This is a genomic window from Christensenella intestinihominis (assembly GCF_001678845.1).
Classification (GTDB): domain Bacteria; phylum Bacillota; class Clostridia; order Christensenellales; family Christensenellaceae; genus Christensenella; species Christensenella intestinihominis.
The window spans coordinates 79596-96788 of sequence record NZ_MAIQ01000006.1; the positions used below are offsets into that span (position 1 = coordinate 79596).

15 protein-coding genes are annotated in these 17193 nt (G+C 52.3%); all 15 read left to right on the plus strand.

From position 1 onward, the window contains the following. The first annotated feature begins 110 nt into the window (after window positions 1-110). Window positions 111-2390 (plus strand): extracellular solute-binding protein, encoded by a 2280-nt coding sequence (locus tag BBD38_RS09295; protein WP_066687296.1) that lies wholly within the window; start codon window positions 111-113, stop codon window positions 2388-2390. A gap of 350 nt (window positions 2391-2740) precedes the next feature. Further along, complete coding sequence (locus BBD38_RS09300) at window positions 2741-3568, plus strand: transketolase (protein ID WP_066687305.1); 828 nt, start codon at window positions 2741-2743, stop codon at window positions 3566-3568. Between the two features lie 4 nt (window positions 3569-3572). After that, window positions 3573-4511 carry a transketolase family protein gene (locus BBD38_RS09305; protein ID WP_066687308.1) on the plus strand — a complete coding sequence of 313 codons (939 nt, stop codon included), beginning with the start codon at window positions 3573-3575 and terminating at the stop codon, window positions 4509-4511. A gap of 17 nt (window positions 4512-4528) precedes the next feature. Beyond that, a complete protein-coding gene (locus BBD38_RS09310; RefSeq protein WP_066687317.1) occupies window positions 4529-5011 on the plus strand; it encodes an ureidoglycolate lyase in 483 nt (160 codons plus the stop codon). A 25-nt stretch (window positions 5012-5036) separates the two neighbouring features. Beyond that, entirely contained in the window at window positions 5037-5822 is a 786-nt protein-coding gene (locus tag BBD38_RS09315; RefSeq protein ID WP_066687320.1) for an SDR family NAD(P)-dependent oxidoreductase, read from the plus strand. A gap of 64 nt (window positions 5823-5886) precedes the next feature. Then, on the plus strand, window positions 5887-6888 hold the full coding sequence (locus BBD38_RS09320) for a sugar ABC transporter substrate-binding protein (RefSeq protein WP_172807812.1): 1002 nt from the start codon (window positions 5887-5889) through the stop codon (window positions 6886-6888). A gap of 148 nt (window positions 6889-7036) precedes the next feature. Then, window positions 7037-8557: a sugar ABC transporter ATP-binding protein gene (locus BBD38_RS09325; RefSeq protein ID WP_066687323.1), complete on the plus strand. Its 1521-nt coding sequence runs from the start codon at window positions 7037-7039 to the stop codon at window positions 8555-8557. Further along, window positions 8544-9527, plus strand: coding sequence for an ABC transporter permease (locus tag BBD38_RS09330; protein WP_066687326.1), 984 nt, complete (start codon window positions 8544-8546; stop codon window positions 9525-9527). Before BBD38_RS09325 ends, BBD38_RS09330 begins: the two co-directional genes overlap by 14 nt. Window positions 9528-9532: 5 nt before the next feature. Continuing rightward, window positions 9533-11167: a ribulokinase gene (locus BBD38_RS09335; protein WP_082989596.1), complete on the plus strand. Its 1635-nt coding sequence runs from the start codon at window positions 9533-9535 to the stop codon at window positions 11165-11167. A gap of 425 nt (window positions 11168-11592) precedes the next feature. After that, a complete protein-coding gene (gene abc-f, locus BBD38_RS09340; protein WP_066687618.1) occupies window positions 11593-13071 on the plus strand; it encodes a ribosomal protection-like ABC-F family protein in 1479 nt (492 codons plus the stop codon). Between the two features lie 82 nt (window positions 13072-13153). After that, window positions 13154-14263: a tRNA guanosine(34) transglycosylase Tgt gene (gene tgt, locus BBD38_RS09345; protein WP_066687329.1), complete on the plus strand. Its 1110-nt coding sequence runs from the start codon at window positions 13154-13156 to the stop codon at window positions 14261-14263. Window positions 14264-14345: 82 nt separating this feature from the next. Beyond that, the gene (yajC, locus tag BBD38_RS09350; RefSeq protein WP_066687332.1) at window positions 14346-14750 is read left to right on the plus strand and encodes a preprotein translocase subunit YajC; all 405 of its coding nucleotides are present in this window, start codon (window positions 14346-14348) and stop codon (window positions 14748-14750) included. 63 nt (window positions 14751-14813) lie between these two features. Beyond that, window positions 14814-14957, plus strand: coding sequence for a six-cysteine ranthipeptide SCIFF (gene scfA / locus BBD38_RS09355; protein WP_066520402.1), 144 nt, complete (start codon window positions 14814-14816; stop codon window positions 14955-14957). 295 nt (window positions 14958-15252) lie between these two features. After that, window positions 15253-16587, plus strand: coding sequence for a thioether cross-link-forming SCIFF peptide maturase (gene scfB / locus BBD38_RS09365; protein WP_066687337.1), 1335 nt, complete (start codon window positions 15253-15255; stop codon window positions 16585-16587). Beyond that, window positions 16584-17105: a gamma carbonic anhydrase family protein gene (locus tag BBD38_RS09370; protein WP_066687339.1), complete on the plus strand. Its 522-nt coding sequence runs from the start codon at window positions 16584-16586 to the stop codon at window positions 17103-17105. Before scfB ends, BBD38_RS09370 begins: the two co-directional genes overlap by 4 nt. Window positions 17106-17193: the final 88 nt, after the last annotated feature.

Consider the following 17193-nt stretch of genomic DNA (forward strand, 5'->3'; position numbering starts at 1 on the left):
AAAATGTTTTGAAATAAGGAAAATTTCGTTATTTCGGATTCTTTGTTTGATTTGAACAAAATAATCAAAGCTATGAATCGTCTGAAAGCGGATAACGGTGAGGAAGAGGTATGCCAGAAACATTTCAGGAAAACCAGAAAAAGGATCAGAAGCCGGAGCGGCACAAGATTGCGACCATGCGTGACGTTGCGCGGCTTGCCGGCGTATCGCAGGGTACGGTTTCAAATGTATTGAACGGCGTAAAAGGGGTTAGCAGCGATAAGATAAAGCGCGTGGAAGCGGCGGTGAGGGAACTGGGATATGAACAGAACGCCCTTGCCAAAAATTTGAAGACCAGCAAAAACGGGAATACGATTTATGTAATTTTTCCCAATCTCAACGAGCCGGAATTTGAAGAGATATTTGATGCGGTAAACCGGGTGGCGGAGGAACGGAATTTTTCCCTGAACGTATTTGTGTGTAATGAGCTTCCCTACCGGGAAAAGCAAATTTTGAATCAGGCGCGGATGTTCAATGCGGATGGAATATTGCTGATTACCTGCCAGCCGGAAAACGAACGGTTGTTCCAAAAGCTTGAAAAAGGCGGGCACCGCGTCGTGGGAATGCTCCGTAAAATTGAAAACTGTGGTTTTGTCGGGATCGACGTCAGAGAAGCGCTGATAAAGAATATCAACAGGCAAATCGGCTGCGGAATCAAAAGGATTGCGATGCTGACCGGGCCAAGGGAATATTCCTTTGATACGGCTTGCGTCGACGCATACCTGAATGCACTGTTTTCCGCTGATATCGAGATTCGCAACGATTACCTGCTGACCACTGAATACGATAAGGAAAGCGCGATGCAGCAAGCGGTCCGCCTTCTGAATCTCGAGGAAAAACCCGAAGCGATTTACGTGACGAGCGAGGTTTTGGCGGAAGGGGTGCGAAAGGCGGTTGCGCTTACAAGCATCGATGGGAAAGATATTCCAAAGCTGATTATCATGAAAAGCAGGCGGTGGACGGATACGGCGGCGGCGAATGAGGAAAGCATGATCCTTCCCTATGGAAAGATGGGAAAGATGGCGTTTGAGATGCTTGCAGGGCTGATCGGGAAAGCGAAGGGCGGAGCCGGGGAGCGCCTTATAAAGCCGGAGGAAAAAAAAGAGGAATTGCTGAAGCTGTGCGCCGGAAAGCCGGGAGAAGGACAGGTACGTGTCCTTTTGCCGAACAACCATGCCGGGCGCGCGGTGAAATATCTGTGCAATGATTTTACAAGGAGCACGGGAATAGGCGTGCAGGCGGACCTGATTAATTACCGCGGCATGTTAGATGAAATCTGGAAGAGCAACGACGGAAAATATGACGTGTTCGCCCTCGACGTGCCATGGATCAAGGAACTTGTGGTGGAAGGCTACCTCGAGCTGCTGGAGGACTATATCGGGGATGCTTCTCAGCTGCGGGAGAGGTTCCCGGGGCAGATATTCGACGCTTATTCGCTCATGAACGGCCGAGTGTGGACGCTGCCTTTCAGCTTCACGACACAGCTGCTGTTTTACCGCAAGGACCTTTTTGAGAAGCTAAAAAACCAACGTCTTTATTTTGAGTGGTATAAGGAGGAACTGCGGGTTCCTACGACGTGGGAAGAATATAATAAGGTGGCCCGCCTTTTTACCCGCAAATTCAACCCGGATTCCGATACCCTTTATGGGGCCTCGCTTTCCGGAAGAGTACCTACCGGCGCGACGAGCGAATACCTGCCGCGCATATGGGCGCAGGGGATTGACCTTTTCAATGGAGAGACGGCGATTAACGACAGGGAAAAAGCGGTATATGCGCTGGAGAATTATATCGAATGCTATGACTATGCCCCGCCAGATGCGCCGAACTGGTGGTGGGATGACGAAGCGATGGATTTTTGCCAGGGAAATTCTGCAATGATGGTGCAGTATTCCGACCAGGTGACGATCCTGCGGGACAGGAATATATCGCGCGTCGTCGGTAAGGTAGGATATGACGTGGTTCCGGGGAACGCTTCGTTGTTCGGAGGATGGTCGATTGGGATGAACAGCCATTCCGAAAGAAAAAAAGAGGCGTACGAGTTCATTAAATGGGCGACCTCGGAGCGGATGTCGGTGGTAAACGCCGTGCTGGGGCGAATCATTCCCTATACAAGCATTTGCGAAAGCACGGAGCTTTTGAACCTGTATCCATGGCATAAGGAGACGTTTGAAGTGTTTAAGGATGCCAAAATGCGCTTTGCGCCGAATACGGTGGACGGAAGGTGCATTTCGGAAAATGTGTTCGAGAAAATTATCGGGAGCACAGTAAATGCGGCGATCACAAAAAAATGCACGGCGAAAGAGGCGGTCGACAAGATGGATGCGGAGATCGAAAAAATTTACCTGGGATAAACGAAAACGGAAAAAACCGTTTCCCTTTGTGGGAAGCGGTTTTTTTCTGTGACAAAGAAAAAGCAAAAAATTGAAAATAAAATATTGACACGTTACAAAAAATATTGTAATATGAACTTACGACAAAGGCAAACAGCCTTTAGAAACAATAAACCCCGATATAAAAACAAAAATTAATTAGAAAAAGACTGAATAAAACGAGAAAAACTTATTTTGATACGATACAAATAGTTTTTAACGTTTAAAATATGTACGACCAAAAGTGGACGGAATTATTTTGCATGCGGCGGATATAGAAACAAAATATACAAATATAAGTAAATGAAAAATCGGCGGAGGGAGAGGTCGCGATGGATACACAACGACAAAAATACTTGGAGGACAAAGCTTGGGAGATACGAAGAATCGGGCTGGAAATGGTGCGGGAAGCAAGGTCCGGGCACATAGGCGGCGCGTTTTCCCTTTCGGAAATTATGGCAGTGCTTTATTTTGAAAAAATGAATATTGATCCGGAAAATCCGCAGTGGGAAGGGCGGGACCGACTGGTGCTCTCTAAGGGACACGCTACGGTGGCGCTGTATCCGACACTGGCGCTGAAAGGCTTTTTCCCGGTGGAGCGGTTGAAAACGTTCCGGAAGATTGACGGATCGCTTTCCGGTCATGCGGAAATGAGGAATGTCGAAGGGGTGGATATGTCGACCGGATCGCTGGGGCAGGGGTTCTCGGCGGCAGTCGGGATGGCGCAGGCCGCAAAAATGACGGGAAACGGATGCACGGTCTACGCCATTCTGGGCGACGGAGAAATCCAGGAAGGACAGATATGGGAAGCGATGATGTATGCGGGAGCGCATGGGCTTGATAACCTGGTGGCCATACTGGACTGCAATAAGGTGCAGCTTGACGGCACAGTACAAGAGATATTGAATACAGGCGACCTCAGGGCAAAATTTGAAAGTTTTGGAATGCAAACGCAAAGGATCAACGGCCACGATGTTCGGGAAATCGCCCAGGCAATCGACGCGGCAAAGGAGACGCGGCAAAAGGCGCATATGATTATTGCGGATACCATAAAAGGTAAAGGGGTTTCCTTTATGGAAGGCAAAAATCAGTGGCATGGAAAAACGCCGAACGACGAAGAATTCGAACAGGCTTTTGCAGAACTTAAAGCGAGGAACTGAGAGGATGAAAGGAAAAATTTCTACAAGGGACGTATATGGAGACACGTTGAAGGAGATCGGGGTGGACGAAAGGGTTGTCGTGCTGGATGCGGACGTAAGCACCTGTACCATGTCGTGTGTGTTTGGAGAGGCCTACCCGGAACGTTTTTTCAATGTGGGAATCGCGGAGGCGAATATGGTCGGTATGGCAGCCGGTATGGCGGCGTTCGGGCTCAAGCCCTTCGTGAGCTCTTTCGCGATGTTTATAGCGGGTAGGACCTTTGAACAAATTCGTAATTCGGTGGCATACCCGGGGCTCGATGTGAAACTGATCGGCACACATGCCGGACTCATTGTGGGGGAAGACGGAGCGACGCACCAATGCCTGGAGGATATAGCGCTGATGAGGAGCATCCCCGGGATGGTGGTTATTTGCCCGGCAGACGGAAACGAAACAAGGCAGGCAGTGCTTACGCTGAACCAGTATGAAGGGCCCGCTTACCTGAGGATCGGCAGGGCCGCTGTAGAAACGGTTACTGATTTTGAAGCGTATTCCTTTGAAATCGGGAAGGCGGTGGAAATGCGGCAGGGAAGCGACATTACCGTTATTGCCTGTGGAATCGCCGTAGGCAAGGCGCTGGAAGCGGCAGAAATGTTGGCGCAGGAGGGCGTGCGGACAAGAGTGCTCAATATGCATACGATCAAGCCGATCGACCGGGAAGCAATCGCGGCGGCCGCACGGGAAACCGGAGCGATCGTAACGGCGGAAGAACATAATATTATGGGCGGCCTGGGCAGCGCGGTCAGTGAGGTCGTGGGCGAACTCTGCCCGGTTCCGGTGCTCAGGATTGGTACACAGGACACCTTTGGGCGCTCGGGAAACGCGGATCGGCTGCTGGAGGCATATGGAATCAGCACCACGACGATTGCGGAGAAAGCAAGGGAAGCCCTGAGACTGAAATAAACGGAAGGAAAAATACTATGAGGACAATAAAAGCAGAGAAATTGACTCGGGAAGCGTTCTGGGAATTTGGCACGTATGTGAATATCACGGAGCCGGAGGGAAACAATCTGGGCGATTTTTTCAATGACAAAGGCCTGTTTCCGGTTTCAGGAAATATGCCGGTTGGCTTTTCGCCGCTCCTGCTGCACGGGGCGGACGAAATGATTGTTACGATGGCGGAATATCATAATACGACGGGAGAAGGCATTATTGCTATGGACGACGATATTGTGATTCATGTGGCGCCGCCGACCAGCGCGCCGGTTCCCCGGCTGACGCGGGCCTTTATCGTTCCCAGAGGAACAATGGTGATCCTGAAAACGGGTGTGTGGCATTTCGGGGGCTTCCCCCTCCACAAGGATACGGGACATGTATTGATCGTTCTTCCTGAGCGTATTTATAAAACGGATTGCTGTGTGGTCGAATATGCGAAGGAAAACCACATCAAAATCGAATTGTAAAAATATTTGAAATGGAGAGGGAATCATGAGCACGAAAAATGTAATGGAACAGTTTTCTCTGAAGGACAGGATAGCGATCGTTACCGGCGGCGGGCAGGGCCTTGGCAAGTCTATGGCGATTGCCCTTGCACAGGCGGGGGCTGATATTGTAATCGCTTCCAGGAGAATTGAGACGGCGCTCGAGACGCAGGAACTGATCGGACAGGAGGATGTAAAGTGCACCGTAATTAAAGGCGATATGCGCAATGAAGACGACGTGAAAGCCATGGTCGCCCAGGTACTGGACGAATACGGCAAGATCGATATCCTGTTTAACAACGCGGGAACATGGCTTGGCGACGACGCGGAAAAGGTGACCACAGAGGATTGGAAGGAAGTCATTGACGTTAACCTCACGGGGCCGTTCATCGTCTCGCGGGAGGTCGGCAAGGTGATGCTTAGGCAAGGCAAAGGAAGCATCGTAAACATCGGCTCCATGTCCGGGCTGATCGTCAACACGCCGCAAAACCAGTGCGCGTACAACGCCTCCAAGGGCGGACTGATTATGCTGACTAAGTCCATGGCGACGGAATGGGCGACACGCGGCGTACGCGTGAATGCACTCTGCCCGGGATATATGCGCACAGAAATGAGCGAAGATCGCTATCAGCGCAAGGACCCCGCGATCGAACGCTGGTTTGCCATGACACCGATGGGGCGTTCGGGGCAAACGGACGAACTGATGGGGATCGCGGTCTACCTGGCGTCGGATGCATCCAGCTTTGTAACGGGCGCAACCTACTTGGTGGACGGCGGTTATACGGCATGGTAATCCGGTTATAGAAAAAAACTTTTTAGCTTAACTGCTAAATAAATAAAAAATGGAGGAAATAATTATGAAAAAATTTTCACTGATCGCTGTGGCACTGTTCATGGCAATCGCACTTGTCGCTTGCTCGGCAGTTACGACGGATTCACCGACGGCGGAGTCGTCCACTCCGGCTGAACAGAGCACGGAAGCATCCACAGAGGCTTCGGCAGCGGAACCTGCGGTGGAGGGGACGATCAAAATCGGCGTTTCCGTAGCGGACCAGTCAAATCCGTTCTATATTGAAATACTGGACGGAATGGAATCCGCAGTTCAGGGCGACGACCAGTTGATCGTAATGGATGCCGGATTTGACGCCGCAAAGCAGATCACGGACATTGAGGATATGATCCAGCAGGGCGTCAGCGTTATGATGATCGACCCCGTGGACTCGAACGGGATACAGGCTTCGCTGAACGCCTGCAAGGCCGCCGGAATCCCGGTCGTATGCTATAACTCACCGGTTGACGATGCAAGCCTCGTGGCAAGCACGGTTGCAACGGATAACTTCATGGCGGGCCAGCTGATCGGCGAAGCACTTGGCAAAGCGCTCGATGGTAAAGGCCAGGTCGTGATGCTGACTTACAATGTGGCGCAGGTTTGTGCAGACAGGGCGAACGGCTTCAAGGATGCGCTCACCAAATATCCCGACATCGAAATAGTTGAAGAACAGGAAATCCAGCCCGGCGTTGACACGGCAATGCCGGTCATGGAAAACATGTTGCAGGCTTATCCGGACCTCACGGGTGTATTCGCACTCAACGACCCGTCGGCAATCGGCTGCGCGGCGGCGGTTGACAGTGCGGGCAAACTTGACCAGATCAAAATCGTGGGTGTAGACGGTTCCGAGGATGGAATTGCAGCGATCAAGGAAGGCAAAATGTTTGCATCGGCCTCCCAAGACCCGGTCGAAATCGGCAAGCAGAGTATTGAGATTGCATACAAGGTGATCGCGGGAGAAACCGTAGAAGCTGACATCAAGGTTCCGAGCGCGCTTGTTACGGCGGAGACACTGAAGGCGGGGGAATAATTCAAGTTCCAGGAGACTGAAAATATCGGGAGGTAAAAAATGTGTGCCGCTGTCCGTTTGCGGTACGGCGGCACCTTTTTCCTCTATGCTTTGCGAAACATATGAAGCATGTGGAAGATATTGACTGATTGCTTTATGGAGGGCAGGTATGGAAAATGAATACTATCTGGAGATGTCTGGCATCAGTAAGACATTTCCGGGCGCTAAGGTGCTCGATAGCATTGAGTTTAATGTGAAAGCCGGCGAAGTACGTGCCCTAATGGGCGAGAATGGTGCGGGAAAATCAACATTAATCAAAATATTGGGCGGAATCTATGACATGGACCACGGACAGGGGACAATCCGGATCAACGGGCAGGAAGCCAGGATCGATACGGTACAGGACGCGCAGCGTTACGGAATCGGCATTATCCATCAGGAAATCAGTCTGGCGGACAATATGACGATTGCGGACAACTTGTTTATGGGGAAAGAAATCAAGGGCGGGACGCTCCTCAATGACCGCGAAATGATTCGCAGGTCACAGGCGATCCTGGAAGAGATGGGACTGGATGTCGACGCGCGCACAAGGGTGCGCGACCTGAGCATCGCGAAACAGCAGATGGTTGAAATCAGCAGGGCGCTGCTGTCGAACGCCAAGATCATCGTAATGGACGAACCAACTTCTTCTTTGACGAAAACAGAAATAGACCAGCTTTTTTTACAGATAAAAAATTTGAAAAAATCAGGGATTGCCATTATTTATATCTCCCACAGGATGGATGAAATTTTTGAAATAGCGGATTCCATTTCCATACTGAGGGACGGAAAAATGATTGGAACGGACACGGTGGAAAATCTGACGCAGGACAAGGTAATCAGCATGATGGTTGGCCGCGAGCTTTCGGAGATTTTCAAACGGGACGGGAAAATAGAAGTGGGCGAAGTTTGCCTGGAAGTCAAACATTATTCCAACAAAAAAATTAATGATATCAATTTTTCCCTGCGAAAAGGGGAAATCGTGGGGTTTGCCGGCCTTGTGGGTGCGGGACGGACCGAGCTTGCCAGGGCAATTTTCGGAATCGACAAGGTGGATTCCGGAGAACTTTATATAAGCGGTGAACGGGTAAACATTCAAAATGCACAGGACGCGATCAGGCATGGCATCGGATATGTTCCGGAAGACAGGAAAACGGAGGGGCTGTTTCTGATGCACACGATCAAATATAATACCTCTATCGTCGTATTGGAGAAATTCATCAAAAACGTAGGCGTCGATAAAAAGTATGAGAACCGACTGGCAGGAAAGTATGCAGACGCCCTCTCCATCAAAATGACCTCGCCGGAACAGAAGGTGCAGTTCCTCTCCGGCGGGAACCAGCAGAAGGTAGTTCTTGGAAAATGGATGGCTGCCGATCCGGATATTTTTATCCTTGACGAACCGACGCGAGGCGTAGACGTGGGGGCGAAAGCCGAAATTTACCAGCTGATCTATGGCCTTGCCAAGCAGGGAAAAGCCGTTATGCTGATCTCCTCGGAAATGGAGGAGATTATCAACCTCAGCGATCGGATCGTTGTGATGCACGAAGGTTCAGTGACGGGGATTCTTGACAATAACGAAACGTCAAGGGCAAAGCAGGAAGAAATTATGTGGTTTGCTTCGGGAGGGAAAGAAAATGCAAAAAATTAGTGAAAATAAGATTGGAGCCGGTTCGAATCCGGTAATCGTCTTTTTCAAAAATAATATGGGCATACTGATTGCGCTGCTCGCGCTGTGCGCGGTACTATCCATCGCGACGGATTCGTTTTTAACGGCAAACAATTTGCTTACCGTACTGCGGCAAATATGCATCAATGCATTCCTCGCGATCGGCATGACCTTCGTGCTGATTATCGGTGGTATCGACCTGACCGTAGGCTCGGTGGTCGGGGCGAGCGGCGTCGCGGTGGTTATGCTGATGGAAAGCGGGGTTGCGATTGCCCCGGCCATTATCGTAGCGCTCCTGTTTGGGGCGGCGATCGGCCTGATCAACGGGACGATCATTGCCTTTACGGGAATGCCGCCTTTCATCGTGACTCTGTCCCTGATGGGGTCGCTGCGCGGGCTGTGCTACCTGATTACGGACGGGCGGTCCGTCGCCTCGAAAAATGAAATATTTACGGTAATTGGCAACGGGTATCTGTTTGGAATCCCGATCCCGATTTATATCCTTGTCGTAACGGCCGTTATAATGTCGATCCTGCTTTACAAGACAAAGTTTGGCAGGCGGATGTATGCGGTGGGCGGAAATGAGAACGCGGCGCGCTTTGCGGGCATCAAAATCAAGGGCCTTACGGTGCGCGTTTATATGATTTCCGGTATCCTCTCGGCACTTGCAGGCGTTGTGCTTGCGTCGCGGATGTATTCCGGCCAGCCGACGGCGGGCAACGGATATGAGGCGGACGCCATCGCGGCGGCGGTGCTTGGCGGCACGAGTTTCAACGGCGGTATCGGCACGATCGGAGGAACGATCATCGGCGCGCTGGTAATCGGAATACTCAGCAACGGTTTGAACTTGCTCCATATTTCGTCTTATGTACAGATGATTATCAAAGGGCTGGTCATCATCCTGGCTGTCGGCTTTGACATCCTGAAGAACCGGAAAATGGCAAGGCAGTGATGAAAATGCCCATAAGCGGAAGGAATTATGTACTGGGGGCGGATTTTGGCAGCGATTCGGTGCGCGCGGTGGTGATCGACCTTGCGGATGGAACGATGTGTGCGCAAGCCGTATGCGCATACCCCAGATGGGCCGCCGGATTCTACCAACAACCGGAGGAGGGTATCTTCCGGCAGCATCCGGCGGATTATCTCGAGGCGCTGGAAAAGGTTGCCGCGGAGGCGCTTGAAGCCGCCGGGGACGCGGTGCGAAAAGCGGTACGGGGAATCGCGGTAGATACTACGGGCTCGACGCCCTGCCCTGTCGACAGGGCAGGAACTCCGCTTGCGCTCATCGCGGGCTTTGAGGGAAATCCCTCTGCGATGTTTCACCTGTGGAAGGATCATGCGGCGGTAAGCGAAGCGGGGGAAATTAACCGGGCGCTTTCCGATTGGCATGGGCTTGACTATACCAAGTACCAGGGCCTTTATTCCAGCGAGTGGTATTGGGCGAAAATATTGCGCACCAACCGCCTGTCGGAAAAAATCAGACAAGCCGCGTTCAGCTGGGTCGAACATTGCGACTGGATCACGGGAGAGCTTGCCGGCAATACGGACCCGCTGACGATGTACCGCTGTTCATGTGCCGCCGGGCATAAGGCGCTGTGGCACAGTGAATGGAACGGACTTCCGGACGCGGAATGCCTGGGGACACTGGACCCATCCCTGAAAAGGATCGCCCTTAATTTTGGACGAAATGTGAGGCCGGCGGGGACGAAAGTCGGTATGCTGTGTGAAAAATGGATGAAAAAGCTTGGGCTTCCAGAGGGGGTGGCCGTTGGCGGATGCTCATTTGACGCGCATGCCGGCGCCGTAGGAGCAGGCGTCCGCGAACGGGTGCTGGTCGCCAATATCGGAACCTCCGCCGTCGATATGATGGTGGAACGGGCGGAACACCTGCGGGGCAGGCAGATGACCTATGCCTGCGGAATGGCGGAAGATTCGATCCTTCCGGGATATATGGGAATTGAAGCGGGACAGTCTGCCTTTGGCGACGTATACGCGTGGCTGAAACACTTTTTGATATGGCCCAGCGAACAGTTCGGGGACGAAGCAATGAAAAATAAACTGTCTGAAAAGCTGCTCGGGGAATTGACAAGGCAGGCGGAAGCGCTTGATATTGGGGGCGTGCTGCCCGCGCTCGACTGGTTTAACGGCAGGCGTTATCCGTATGCGGATGAATTTGCGCGCGGGGCGATTGCGGGGCTTTCACTGGGCACCGACCCGCCGCGGGTGTTCCAGAGTCTTGTCCTCGCGACCGCCTTTGGATGGAAAAGGATCGTTGACAGCCTGAGCAGGGAAGGCCTTGCCATTGAAAAGGTGCTTGCCGTTGGGGGAATCGCACAGAAATCCCCATATGTAATGCAGACGATGGCGGACGTGCTGGAACGGCCGGTTTTCGTTTCGGCATCTGCACAGGCCTGTGCGCGCGGTGCCGCAATTTTTGCGGCGGTGGCATGCGGAGCCTATCCCGATATGATTGCGGCGCAGGATGGGATTTGTGAAGGATATGTTAGCGAATATGCTCCGGATATTACACGAAAAGAAGTTTATGCAGGAGCGTTCCGGAGGTATTGTCGACTGGGGGAGGCCGTCGGATAGACTATTTGGGAAACGGATGAGGATATATGGAGGGGCTGGCGCGGAACTGGAAAAAAGATTGATTGCTTCCTACTTAGAATAAAATGAACCGGTCCGGAAAGCAAGTGCCAGCCCCTGTTTTTCCAACTGGTGGAAAAGAGCCTTGACGGCATGGACTGCGGATGATATAGTATCGGTAACAAAAAGAGGAGGCAGTTTGATGCGTAATATTTCTTGCTAAAGACATTTATGTTGGGAACAGGGGGCGCTTTGTGCCGCTGGTTTCCCGTGCAAGAAATTACGTTCAGAAATTGCCGGTGTATATGGTTGCTGTTTGCGGCGTTCCGCGGCCTGCAGGAAAATAACGTATTTTCTTGCAGGTTTTTTGTTTTCCTGTCCCTGACCGCGGGAAGGGGCGGATGGATACCCGAAGGAGGGTGATGGTAATGTCGCAAATCAGCGTAAACGACCTGTCGTTTTGTTATGACGGCAGCTATGATATGGTTTTTGAACATGTTTCTTTCCAGATGGATACGGATTGGAAGCTTGGGTTTACAGGCAGGAATGGATGCGGGAAAACCACATTTTTGAATCTGCTTATGGGGAAATACCCATACGAAGGGACCATTTCCGGGCCTGCAAATTTTGATTATTTCCCGTTTGAGGTTACGGACCCGCGGGCGCCTGCCGGGGATATTGTAAGCGGAATATGCCCGGATGCACAGGAATGGCAGGTTTCACGGGAGTTAAACCTCCTCGAGGTTCCGCCGGAGGTTTTATGGAGGCCGTTTGAAACCCTGAGCAACGGGGAGCAGACCAAGGTTTTGCTTGCGGCCTTGTTTTTGAAGGCGGATCATTTCCTGCTGCTGGACGAGCCGACCAACCATCTTGACGCGCGGGCGCGGGACACGGTGGCCGGATACCTGCGGCGGAAAAAGGGATTTATCCTGGTGTCGCATGACAGAAACTTCCTTGACCGGTGTATCGACCATATTTTGTCGGTCAACCGGACGAATATTGAAATACGAAGCGGAAATTTTTCAACGTGGCTCGAAAATAAGGAGCGGCAGGACGCCTTTGAGATGGAGCGGAACGTCCAGCTGAAAAAGGAAATCCGCAGGCTCGGGGAAGCCGCCCGGCAAAAGGCGGGATGGGCTGAAAAGGTGGAGCGGTCCAAGAAAGGACAGCGTGTCGCCGGGCTGCGGCCGGACCGGGGGCATATCGGCCACAAGGCCGCAAAAATGATGAAGCGGGCAAAGGCGACGGAAGCGCGTACGGCAAAGGCGGCGGAAGAGAAGGCGAAGCTGCTGAAAAATATGGAACGGGCGGACAAGGTGGCGGTGCGGCCGCTCGCGTTCCACGCGCAGCGGCTGGTGGAGTTGAAAGACGTCCGCATCCGGTATGGCGGCAGGGAAGCCTGCGGGCCGGTCGGCTTTTCTGTAGGGCGGGGAGAGCGAATCGCCCTGGCGGGTAAAAACGGCAGCGGAAAATCGAGTATCCTGAAACTTATATGCGGGGAAAAAATCGATTACGCCGGGACGCTTTTTACCGCATCGGGCCTTGCCGTCTCTTATGTGCCGCAGGACCCGTCTTTCCTGAAGGGGCCGCTCGACGCATATGCGGAGGAGAAGGGGATCGATAAGACCCTGTTTCTGACGCTGCTGCGCAAATTTAACTTTGAACGGGAGCAATTTGAAAAGGATATGGCGGATTTCAGCGCCGGGCAGAAGAAAAAGGTCGTGCTCGCCGGGAGCCTCGCGGAACGGGCTCACCTCTATATTTGGGACGAGCCGCTCAACTATATCGACGTGCTGTCGCGGATGCAGATCGAGCGGCTCATCTGCGAATGCGCGCCCACGATGCTGTTTGTGGAGCATGACGGCGCATTTGTGAAAAATATTGCGGACAGGTTTGTAAGCCTGTAGGTTTTCTGATAAAATGAAACGGACGAAGTTGGAAAACCGCATAAAAGCCCGGAGAGGCGGGTTTTGGCGAGCGAGGTAACGAATGAAGTTTAGTTTTCAGGTTGGAAAAAAAGACGGGGGCAGCAAGGCGCGGACGGGGATTCTTTCGACCCCGCACGGCGAGATTAAAACGCCCGTATTCATGCCGGTGGGAACGCAGGCGACTGTAAAGGCGATGACAAACGACCAGGTTCTCGAGGCGGGTGCTCAGATTATCCTCGGGAATACGTATCATCTTTATATGCGCCCGGGGCACGAGTTGATCCGCGAGGCGGGCGGACTGCACAGGTTCATGAACTGGAACAAGCCGATTTTAACGGACAGCGGCGGTTTCCAGGTGTTCAGCCTCGGTGACCTCCGCAAGCTTACGGAGGAGGGGGCTGCGTTCCAGTCCCATCTTGACGGCTCGCGGCATATGTTCACTCCCGAAAAAGTGGTGGAAATAGAGGAAGCGCTCGGCTCGGATATTATGATGGTGCTGGACGAATGCACGCCCTATCCGGCGGATTTTGAGTATACCAGGCACTCGATGGAGCGGACGCACCGCTGGGCAAAACGGTGCAGGGACGCGCAGACGCGGGACGACCAGGCGCTGTTTGGAATTGTGCAGGGGGGAATGTATGCGGATTTACGCAAACAGAGCGCGGAAGAGACCGCGAAGCTCGATTTCATCGGAAACGCGATCGGCGGGCTTTCCGTGGGCGAGCCAAAACCGATGATGTATGAGATGCTGGATGTGGTGACGGACGTATTGCCGGAGGAAAAGCCGCGGTACCTGATGGGCGTCGGTACGGCGGACTGCCTTGTGGAGGGCGTGGCCCGCGGGGTGGATATGTTTGACTGCGTCCTACAAACGCGCATTGCGCGCAATGGGACGGCGTTGGTGCGCAATGGAAAACTTGTGATCCGCAACGCGGAATATGCGAAGGATTTCAGGCCCATTGACGAAAACTGCGATTGCTATGCGTGCCGCAACCACACGCGCGCCTATATCCGGCACCTCGTCAAAACGAACGAAATATTGGGGGCTATTTTGCTCTCCATCCACAACACGCGGCTTACGATCCGCCTGATGGAGGAGATACGCGGGCATATCGAAGCGGGGACATTTGGCGAATTCAGGCGCGAATTCATGGAAGATTTCCGCATATAAAGCGAAATAATGGTTGACTTGCGCGCACAATACCGATATTATAAATATTAGTGATTTTTGAATTTGAAAGGCGGTAAAAAGTATGCCAGTAAGTGATGGTGGCGCGACGAGCGCAGCCGGTTCCGGCAATATGATGATGATGCTCTTCCCGATCCTGTTGATCGTGGTGTTCATCGTACTCATTATTGTCCCGAACAAGAGGAAAGAGAAACAGTTTAAAAACATGCTCAGCAATTTGCGTGTGGGCGATATGATTAAGACGATCGGTGGTTTTTACGGCAAAGTCGTTTCCCTCAAGGAAGACCTTGTAACCATCGAATGCGGCCCTGACAAGACGAAGCTGGTGCTTTCAAAGGGCGCGATTGCTTCTGTGGAAAGCTTTGAGGAAGGGAAGGAGATTCCCGAGAAGACGGATACCAAGAAGGAAGACGCAAAGAAGGACGATGCGAAGGATTCTTCCGATAAAACCTCAAAAAAAGGGAAATAACTTGAGTTTCGGGATGCTGTGTGGTACAATACACAGGTAAAAGTTTCGAGGGAGGAATTTCTGATGAAGCATATTAAGACGGTAACCAAGAGCAATCTGAAGGATACACTGCGTACGGGCGGCTGCGGGGAATGCCAGACGTCATGCCAATCGGCCTGCAAAACGTCGTGCACGCTTGCAAACCAGAAGTGCGAAAAGAAAAACTGATTTTTTAGAGTAACGAGGTGGCGGCATGTGATAATGCCGCCATTTTTTCATGTAAGGAAGCGGGCGAAAGAAACACCGGATTGCGGCGGTGGCGACCGGAAGGGGTATCGCCGGGAATCAATCGGTTTCGTGAGGAAGATAAGCGGGATTCCAGGACGCGGGCAAAAGCGAAGCGCGGTTGGGAAAGCGAAGGTATGCCGTGAAGCGGTAGGAGAAACCGCCCGTAAGCGGGATTTTGCCCGAAGGGAAAAGCGGGTATGCGGGCGCGTTTGCGGCGAAAGGAGTACTATAAGGGATGGTTCATTTAATAGAATTTTGCGGGAAGTATGCGGCGCTGGACGTGGAGTCCGGCTCGGTACATGCAATCGATAAAACCGCAATGAGCGTGCTTACATTTAAAAATGCGGGCAAGACAAACGAACAGATTATGAGCGACCTCGGAGAGGAAGCGCGGGAGGTCCTTGATGAAATCGAGGAGCTCATACGGCAGGGGCTTTTGTATTCGGAATGCGAAATCAACGGGGGGAATGCACAGTTTAATACGCCCGTGATTAAAGCTTTGTGCCTGCTCGTTGCGCAGGACTGCAACCTCCGGTGCTCTTACTGCTTTGCCGACACCGGCGAATACCACGGCGCGCGCGCGCTGATGGACGCGGATACGGCAATGGCGGCGATTGATTTCCTCATTGCGCATTCCGGCGGCCGCAGGAACCTCGAGGTGGATTTTTTCGGCGGGGAACCGCTGATGAATTTTGACGTTGTGAAGCAGACCGTGGAATATGGGCGGCAGCAGGAGAAGATACACGGTAAAAACATTCGTTTTACACTGACGACGAACGCCTATCACGTGACGGACGAAATGGCGGATTTTATCAATAAGGAAATGAAAAACGTGGTCATCAGCATTGATGGGCGCAAGGAAATACACGACAAGATGCGCAAAAATGTCGCCGGGGAAGGCAGCTATGACAGGGTGCTCAGGAATGCGCATAAAATTGTGGATGGCCGCGGCGGCCGGGAATATTATGTGCGCGGTACCTATACGGCGGAGAACCTTGATTTCAGCAGCGACGTATGCGCGATTGCCGACGCGGGATTCGACCAGATTTCCGTGGAGCCGGTGGTGACGGGGGAAAGCTATGCGATCAGGGCGGAGCATATTCCACAGCTGAAGCATGAATACGAAATACTCGCGCGGGAATACCTGAAGCGTGAAAAAGCGGGACGGGGATTTAATTTCTTCCATTTTATGATCGATCTTAATTCCGGGCCCTGTCTTAACAAACGGCTGCGGGGCTGCGGGGCGGGAAGCGAATACCTTGCGGTAACGGCCGACGGGAACCTATATCCGTGCCACCAGTTTGCCGGTATGGAAAATTTCCATATGGGGAACGTCCATGACGGGAATGTGGACCGGGAGATCAAAAAGATGTTCATGGATACCCATGTTTTTACCAAGCAGGGATGCAGCGAATGCTGGGCGAAATATTACTGCTCGGGAGGCTGCGCGGCGAATGCGTATCACTCCACCGGCGATATCAGGAAGCCGTATGAGATTGGCTGCGAGACCGAAAAAAAGCGGATTGAGACCGCTATTGCAATTAAGGTTTTCGAGGAGGACTTGTTATGATTACAAGGGTAAAAGGAAAAACGCCGCAAATTGACGCAACCGCTTTTGTACATAAAAGCGCGGTGGTTGCGGGTGATGTGGTTTTAAAGGAGCATACGAGCATTTGGCCTTGCGCGGCCCTGCGCGGAGACATTGGGCAGCCGATTATCATAGGGAAAAATTCCAATGTGCAGGATAACAGCGTGCTGCACACCAATGACGAGGAGCCGCTGGTGATTGGCGATAATGTTGTGGTGGGGCATAATGCAAACCTGCATTCCTGTGAAATCGGGGAAGGCTCTTTGATTGGAATTGGCGCGGTGGTGCTGGATGGCGTTAAAATCGGGAAGAACTGCCTTGTGGCGGCAGGGGCGCTGGTGACGCCGAACAAGGAATTCCCGGACGGGAGTATGATTATGGGCTCGCCGGCAAAGGCGGTCCGCGAGCTTACGCAAAAGGACATCGATTACCAGCGCACGCTCGTAGAGCATTATGTGAACGAGGCGAAGGCATATCTGGAAACGGAAGAAGAATTGTAAAAAAGGACAAAAAAAGAGCGGCTGTAAACGGCAGCCGCTCTTTTATATGTGCTAAAAACTTGCATGGAAGCGTACTTTTCGTTATACT

Coding starts and splice junctions, on each gene's coding strand:
- abc-f (WP_066687618.1), top strand. CDS start 11,593: ATGTCGCAAATCAGCGTAAACGACCTGTCGTTTTGTTATGACGGCAGC.
- BBD38_RS09310 (WP_066687317.1), top strand. CDS start 4,529: ATGAGGACAATAAAAGCAGAGAAATTGACTCGGGAAGCGTTCTGGGAA.
- BBD38_RS09370 (WP_066687339.1), top strand. CDS start 16,584: ATGATTACAAGGGTAAAAGGAAAAACGCCGCAAATTGACGCAACCGCT.
- BBD38_RS09335 (WP_082989596.1), top strand. CDS start 9,533: ATGCCCATAAGCGGAAGGAATTATGTACTGGGGGCGGATTTTGGCAGC.
- tgt (WP_066687329.1), top strand. CDS start 13,154: ATGAAGTTTAGTTTTCAGGTTGGAAAAAAAGACGGGGGCAGCAAGGCG.
- BBD38_RS09305 (WP_066687308.1), top strand. CDS start 3,573: ATGAAAGGAAAAATTTCTACAAGGGACGTATATGGAGACACGTTGAAG.
- BBD38_RS09320 (WP_172807812.1), top strand. CDS start 5,887: ATGAAAAAATTTTCACTGATCGCTGTGGCACTGTTCATGGCAATCGCA.
- BBD38_RS09300 (WP_066687305.1), top strand. CDS start 2,741: ATGGATACACAACGACAAAAATACTTGGAGGACAAAGCTTGGGAGATA.
- yajC (WP_066687332.1), top strand. CDS start 14,346: ATGCCAGTAAGTGATGGTGGCGCGACGAGCGCAGCCGGTTCCGGCAAT.
- BBD38_RS09315 (WP_066687320.1), top strand. CDS start 5,037: ATGAGCACGAAAAATGTAATGGAACAGTTTTCTCTGAAGGACAGGATA.
- BBD38_RS09325 (WP_066687323.1), top strand. CDS start 7,037: ATGGAAAATGAATACTATCTGGAGATGTCTGGCATCAGTAAGACATTT.
- scfA (WP_066520402.1), top strand. CDS start 14,814: ATGAAGCATATTAAGACGGTAACCAAGAGCAATCTGAAGGATACACTG.
- BBD38_RS09330 (WP_066687326.1), top strand. CDS start 8,544: ATGCAAAAAATTAGTGAAAATAAGATTGGAGCCGGTTCGAATCCGGTA.
- scfB (WP_066687337.1), top strand. CDS start 15,253: ATGGTTCATTTAATAGAATTTTGCGGGAAGTATGCGGCGCTGGACGTG.
- BBD38_RS09295 (WP_066687296.1), top strand. CDS start 111: ATGCCAGAAACATTTCAGGAAAACCAGAAAAAGGATCAGAAGCCGGAG.